A 7,133-nucleotide genomic window follows, 5' to 3' on the forward strand; every position below is an offset into this window, starting at 1 on the left:
GACAGAGATTAAGTAGTGCCATTCTGACAAGCTTGTCACTAATGCGATCTTGCAAACTTAATCAGATAACCGTCAGTAACAATACACTACACTATACGAAAACTAATGCTTTCGCGTCAGAAGCAAACAATAAGCTTATTAAGAGCACTCATCAATGACGAGTGCTCTTTCTCCTCTGTAACCAAACACTAGAATATTAATGATCGTTTGCCGACCTCATTAAACTTATACTGGCTAAACGCGATTGCGTGCCACATTCTGGAGTGGAAGTAGTACAGGGTACTTTGCCTTTACAAGTTGATACAGATCGTTGTCATCTTTTGCTCTCACTGTCAGAACCACTGAATAAGGTATCCGAATATGGCTTCCGTTCCTCGACAGCCCATGCAAAACCAAAAACGGATGATCTAGAGATGTCCGGTGTTTGTTTACCCGATCACTTTTAACCGTATCCCATTTCAACTTATCTCTTAATGATTGTTCCGTTAAATGTTTATACTTTTTATTTCCGTCTGCAGAAGGAAAGGCGCTTCGATTCCATCCGTCAGCCAAAAGCCTTTCTACCTGCGGATCAGTGCTATTAAGTGTAACTGGCTTGTGCCCTGCTTTTCTATATTCATATCTTTTCGCATCGGGATAAAACCCAACTTCCGCAGTGTACTGAGCATACTCGTCCACCTCAGACGCAGAAACTTCACTCAACACACAAACGGTCCAGGCGAACTCGAGCGACTTTGATTTTAGATTATCGATATCCGGAAGCGGAATATCGAGCCTAACGTAACTCCCTGTGGACATCTCGGAACTATACACCATGCGATATTCATTATCCCCACTGTGTAAAACATCCTCAATTTTCAATACTGAGCCATGACCACCACGTTCAACCGGTATGTCAGAATTTTGCAAAGAAGCATTATGAATAATTAATGCTCTAGCATCCAAAGGCGTCAAACTAGGATTCGTATTTATTAACTGAATGGCATCCCTAGCAACAAGTGGTGCTGCAAAGGAGCTTCCATATGCTTGATTCAAAGCATAGTTACTTGTTGAAAAGGTCAGAATCTTGTCTTCTTCGGCTCCGCCATGAGCAAGTATGTCAGGCTTAATAACACCGCCTTCACGACCAGGCCCAACAGATGTATAGGTAGCAAGTGAGACCTGATTATCTTCATCAAAATAGAAGCTACCCACTGCTAAGCCATTGACCATGTCTGCCGGTGTCTGAATCCTCGCCCATTCACCAGTTAATCCACCAGTGTTTCCAACCGCAACGCAAAATAATATCCGGTATTTAAAAGCTAGATGATCCAACACTTCAGTTAAAGGGCCTGCAACACCATCCACTAAAGCAGGCCCGAATGGTCCAACAGAGATATTCCAAACCTTTACATCGGCGTGTTGTGGTACGACTTCTTTGATCAGTGCGGCAGCTTCAACAAAGTCAAAGTCTTCAACGTCACGGTGACCCTCTTTAATTAATCCAGTTGGCAATACTCGAATTGACTTGATACGAGCCACTGCACCCACTTTCTCTCCTGGAACGACATCATTAAGATCTCCATACAAGAGAACGCTGCCAACTGCAGTACCGTGCTCTTGGAAAAAGTCGGTTGGCTGTGCCTCTACGCTTGCAATTTCGCGGATCTCCTGTAAGTAGGGATTCGCGTCTTGCCTAATACCTCCGTCGATTTGCCCAACACTAAGTTCCCCTATATTTCGGGAAGAATAATCACTCTCCTCGTACAAATTAATTTCCCTCGTAAATCCGCCTTCCACTTGAATCGGTGCATTAGTCCCTTTAGGCATAATCTGCCTTAGCGCATTAAAAGGAGCCAAAGCGTTTACCTCGTCGCGTGTTAACGTTAACGACAGATAAGTAAGCCCATCACTGGCTTGAAATATTTTCCAACTACTCGGATCCTGTTCCGGCAATAATCGTTTAATCTTTGCGAGCAGTAGCTGCTGATCTACCATTGGATGCAACACCAAATATGCGCGGCCGTTTTGCCAATTCCCCGGGATCAGTTTCAACTTTTCATCGACGGTGGCCAAACCAATTTCTTTAATCCTAACAATTTCCGCTCGTAATCTTTGGGTTACACTCTTTCCATTACTCATATTTTCAAACAATTGATCAAGCTTGTCGAGTGAGCCACGTAAATACTCGATACGGGACTTTTCAGTGTTCCCCGCATCTTGATCACGCACTTTAATAGGCAAAGAGCCTATCCGTTCTAAATCGGACTTATTGTATATTTCAGTTATTTTGCTTGATTTAGATAAGTACTGAGGCTTAATTTCAAGACTTATTACTGAGTTTGGCATCTTCAAATCATCATTGAGCTTTTCAAGTTCGGTGACAACTTGCTTAACTTGTGGCACAAGCAACTGTAATGCCTCGGAAAAGTCCTGATCCGAAACTTTTGGGGTGTGGCCCTTAGATCCCCTCTCTAATCCCCGTACAAACTCAATGCCGTTACCGAAGATCATATTATCTTGATTCCCCATACCCACTACCTCTATTCTTTAAGATAACGACTAACAGAACTTGTACTCGAATCAACTAACCGAGCTATTTGCTGCAAGGTCAGGGTCTTATCAATATCCTTAAGATTCCGAACGACAATCGCCTTGCTCATACCACTTTTCCGTAGAAAGGTTCCCAAATATCGAACTAACATAGAACTAACATTGTCATGTTTTAAAATCGCCTGTCTGAGCGCTCGATGACTGATAATTTCGATTTCTGCAGGAGATGTTTGGTCAACTATCAGTGCAATTTTTTTGAGCTTTTCCGTATCTACATACTTTCCGATATAACGTTGCCAAATTTCGAATCTCTGTAATTTATCTGGCAATTTAAACCGGATATCAAAATCAAAACGTCTCAGTAGTGCATCATCAATATCGTCAATTCGATTCGTTGTGGCTATTAAAATGCCGCGATTCTCCCATGCATCTAAAGTTTGAAGAAGTGTATTAACAATCCTTCGCATTTCCCCAATGTCATTGTTCTCATCTCGACCAACACCTATTGAGTCGAATTCGTCGATCAGAAGGACGACCCGATTTGTACGAACAAATTGAATTATTGCATCAATATTTTTACTAGTATCCCCTAGATAACTGGACAACAGTTGAGCTGTATTGACACGATAGAGTGGTAGCTTCAATTCCGATGCGATAACCTCTGCCGCAGTACTCTTACCCGTACCTGAAGGGCCACTAATAAGAACTTTTGATATTGGATCTAATCCCACCCTCCGTAATTCATCGACACGATCATATGATTGAATAATTTCAACAATATTCTCACGAATCTGATTTGACACAATTAAGTCATTAATACCCTTACGGGAATTCGTTAACATCAACAACGCGTTCTCTACAGACGACAGGGATCGGGCTTCTTGGATATCTTTTTTCCCTGCTCTGTAATCAGTAAGCATTTGTTTAAGTTCGCTGGATACTTTCGGATCTTTCTGATTAAGTAGGCGTATCAAGGATACTGTTGCTAGCTCAAATCCATTATTGTCTTGAGTTATAAAGCTCTTAACTAAATCTGGAATTCTATTGTAAACTGCATTTGCCATTGTTACACCTCTTTAGCCTGGGAAAAAATCAGTTGCCTATGTGTCAGCTTTTCAAGCCAATTAATTCCCAAAAAATTTGAAATTCTGTCTTTTGGGAAAGAATATCATTTATCCCAACAACTGTCAAATCATTGATATGTCTGGTATTCAATCATCTTATCTGGGTTAAGTTGGAAATTAATTAGTGACCACATTAGCCAGTCTCTCACAAGACCGAGCTGCAGAGTGATGTCACCACACATAGTGTCAATGATTCCAGACGACGGGTGCATAACAATGAGCTTCAGGAAAGACTACAAGACTACGTCCATAATGGATTCAAGAATGCTACCTCAAATGTGGTGGTAAACAACCTAGCTATTTATTGAATATGATTCGTAGCGCTTTGCATCCTGGAAGCGGCTGCTGCAGCGAGAGCTTGCCAGTATGTATTAGTTATTGGTTTTTCGCAAAAAAGCACGGTAGACAGATCTGCTGACCTCTCTATCGTGCTTCTTCTTATAAATTGTTACAGATATGGCGAGACAACGCCGCCGTGATTCTTTTTCATCCGCTGAGAACCTTATCCCCACGACAAATTTCTCAGCAGCTTGTCTTGCATTATGTTGAACGCAAAGTCATCTCTAGAATGATGCAATCCCCAAAACCACATCATCGCGCACGACTCGCGTCCAAACATCCGTTGTGTTTACCCGACTCATTAAACTAGCCAACCTAGATGATGTATCAATGCCAGTGACCATCCCCACAATCGTCACTAACAAGATTTCCAATCACCGCAATATTGTCTATCACTATTTTGCATGGTGATACTTACGAACGCCCGCAAAGCCCAGAACCGCAATGATCAGCGCACCAGCTTCGGCCAAAACGATACCGTTTTGACTCTCACCTGTTGCTGGGTAAGCATGTTTACCATACTTTTGAGTCATGCGACTAAGCGGTTGCGTGCTGGCAGGCTCCGTTTTGACTAATGGTGTCACTGTTGCAGGTTTAGCGGGGCCGGTAGCAGGCTTAGGGGCATTCGAACCCGCCGGCGTTGTAGCAGCTGGGACCGTGGCGCGCGAGGCAGCTGAGCTATTGGCACTGGAAGCTGCAGAACTCGATGCACTGGAGGTAGCGGAACTGGCTGCGCTAGATGCAGCAGGACTCGCCGCGCTTGAGGTAGCAGAACTTGAAGCGCTTGAAGCGGCTGAACTGGCTGCACTTGAGGTTGCTGAACTGGCGGCGCTGGAGGCACTGGAGGCACTGGAGCTATTAGCACTAGACGTCGCTGAGCTTGATGCACTTGAATCAGCTGAATTCGCGGCGCTGGAGGTCGCGGAACTGGCAGCACTCGACGCAGTAGAATTATTGGCACTAGATGCCGCAGAACTTGATGAACCGGAAGCAGCCGAGCTTGCTGCGCTAGAAGTAGCGGAACTGGCTGCACTTGATGCACTGGAACTATTAGAGCCGGAGGTTGAAGAACTACCGCCACTTGCTGGCGTGTTCGGTTCTGGGCCTGGATCCAGTTTGGCAACACGTGCCTCAATACTATTGATCAACTCTGCTAATGCGGCATCTTGCTGTGCATTATAATTCCTAATTTTTTGAGGTAAGTTCATCAGTATTACGTCATCATTTGCAATCCTCGCATAAATTACTTTTTGCGCATCAACATAAGCTTGTTGCGCGGATTGATAATCTTTAGCCTGTTGCTGTTGAAGCTTTGCGAGATTGTCTTTTATCTGTTCAATCTTTGTATCTATTTCGTGGTTGTTATCTACTGGAAGTGAGGTATCTTTTTCCGGAACAGTAGCTATATTCTTTCCATCGGCTGAATAGCGAACCCCATTAAAATTGAGAACCCATTCATTATCAGCAATTTTTTGAATGGCAAAACCGCCTGTTACATCACCGTCTTCACCCAGAAGAATCTCTCGGTGTCCCTCGTTGGAATCGCCATCCCAATTCAGCATGCCATTTATATCATCAGCAACAGCCTGCAAAACTTCCACCATTGTCAGTGAACCATTACGCGTCCCTTTATAACCATTGGGATTAGCATTTGCAATACACTCAGAAGCTCCCCCACCATATTGAGCGAATATGCGCTTAATTGCTTCAGCATTATGGTGCATGTCTGTGTCTGTACGCATAGAATCACTACGCTCTTGAACCAGTGCCAAAAAACTCTCAGTGGAGACCAATGGTGCTATGCCAAGCGCCTTACGATAATTGTTAATCAGCATCATAGCATACTGATTAACTTCGACTTTTTGAGCTGCGCTTAACTGATCGTTTTGAACTGTATCAGAAAGAACCCATGACGGCGTATTCATATCATCAGACATATGTTCCAGATCAGCTTTATCCGAATAGTTATCGAATGGCTTTCTGTCAGCAGGATTTGAAAGAGGATCCAACTTGTCTATACTGTTCACCTGATCATCTGTGAACACTGACAAATTCTGTACTAAGTAACCTCCATTCCAAGTCTTATTTTGCTCATCATTTGGTGATACGATGTTGCTCCAAGCACCTGTACGAGCCACATAATTAAATGTGCCACCATCTCCAACTTGAATATTTGGCGTAACTCTCTGAGAATTCAAATCTTTAATTTCATTAGCAGCAGCTTGGCTTGCTGCAGCGTAACTATTTGCTTGGGCTGCTTTTTTTGCAGCTAAACTAACTGGCTCATCAGATTGAAGTTTTTCAAATTCTGCATCGTCTTTTTCTTTTTGAGCTTCTGCTTGGCTAACAACGTTGTCCCCATAAGCACTTTTAGCCGCTTCTGTTTTAGTTTTCGCATCCGCTTCCTGCTTTGCCGCATCCGCCTTTGCCTGATCATACTTAGCCTTAGCTGCCTTCCACTGCTCATCTGTCATACTTACCGAAGAAGGTGCTGGTGCATTGGTTTGCACCGCAGCAGTAGCAGCCTTTGCCGCAGCACTGGCCGGTTGTGCAACTTGAACGGAAGTTGTTGATGCCACTTTTTGTTCCGCCGGCGCTGCAGTCTGCGCCGTTGAGACCGTTGCTTCCTGAGCCTGTGCTGCCTGACTTGAAGCAGCTGAAGAAGGTGTTGAGGCGTCAGTCTTATGAACCTCTTTGATTGACTGCACGGTCAACTGCGGCTGTGTTTCCGCTGCCCGGACGGTTTGTGTCTGGGTCACGCCAAAACCACCAATCGCCAACGCAAATGCTGAAGCTACCACCCATTGGCTACCGCGTTTATACATTTTCTTCTTATCATCTACCACATGTTGTGCAAATCGATTGTATAACATTGTGTCCCCTCCAATTCATGTATGTACTCGTGGATCCATGAACAATAAAAATTATACGAAACAATTAGGCGTGTTATACCTAGTGAAGCTTTCCAACCATCATTTTCATGCAAATCCCAGCATGGCAGTAGTCGGGAACTAGCATTTTTTGAGCGTCTCTCCGCTTTTCTCAAGCTGTTACTAGCGACATCCTTTTAAAATTGTTCATTTCAATTTTGCCATTGATAACAGAAAACCTTCTACAAGACAACAAAAAGCCGTTTAT

3 protein-coding genes are annotated in these 7,133 nt (G+C 43.7%); all 3 read right to left on the reverse strand.

The window, feature by feature from the left end:
- Positions 1 to 234: 234 nt before the first annotated feature.
- Positions 235 to 2,511 (reverse strand): S8 family peptidase, encoded by a 2,277-nt coding sequence (locus GSO_RS12260; protein ID WP_010492637.1) that lies wholly within the window; start codon positions 2,509 to 2,511, stop codon positions 235 to 237.
- A gap of 11 nt (positions 2,512 to 2,522) precedes the next feature.
- On the reverse strand, positions 2,523 to 3,596 hold the full coding sequence (locus tag GSO_RS12265) for an AAA family ATPase (protein ID WP_010492639.1): 1,074 nt from the start codon (positions 3,594 to 3,596) through the stop codon (positions 2,523 to 2,525).
- Positions 3,597 to 4,390: 794 nt separating this feature from the next.
- Positions 4,391 to 6,868 (reverse strand): SEC10/PgrA surface exclusion domain-containing protein, encoded by a 2,478-nt coding sequence (locus tag GSO_RS12270; protein ID WP_010492641.1) that lies wholly within the window; start codon positions 6,866 to 6,868, stop codon positions 4,391 to 4,393.
- Positions 6,869 to 7,133: the final 265 nt, after the last annotated feature.

Origin of the sequence: Lacticaseibacillus zeae DSM 20178 = KCTC 3804, from assembly GCF_000260435.1 — a bacterium.
Taxonomy (GTDB): Bacteria; Bacillota; Bacilli; order Lactobacillales; family Lactobacillaceae; genus Lacticaseibacillus; species Lacticaseibacillus zeae.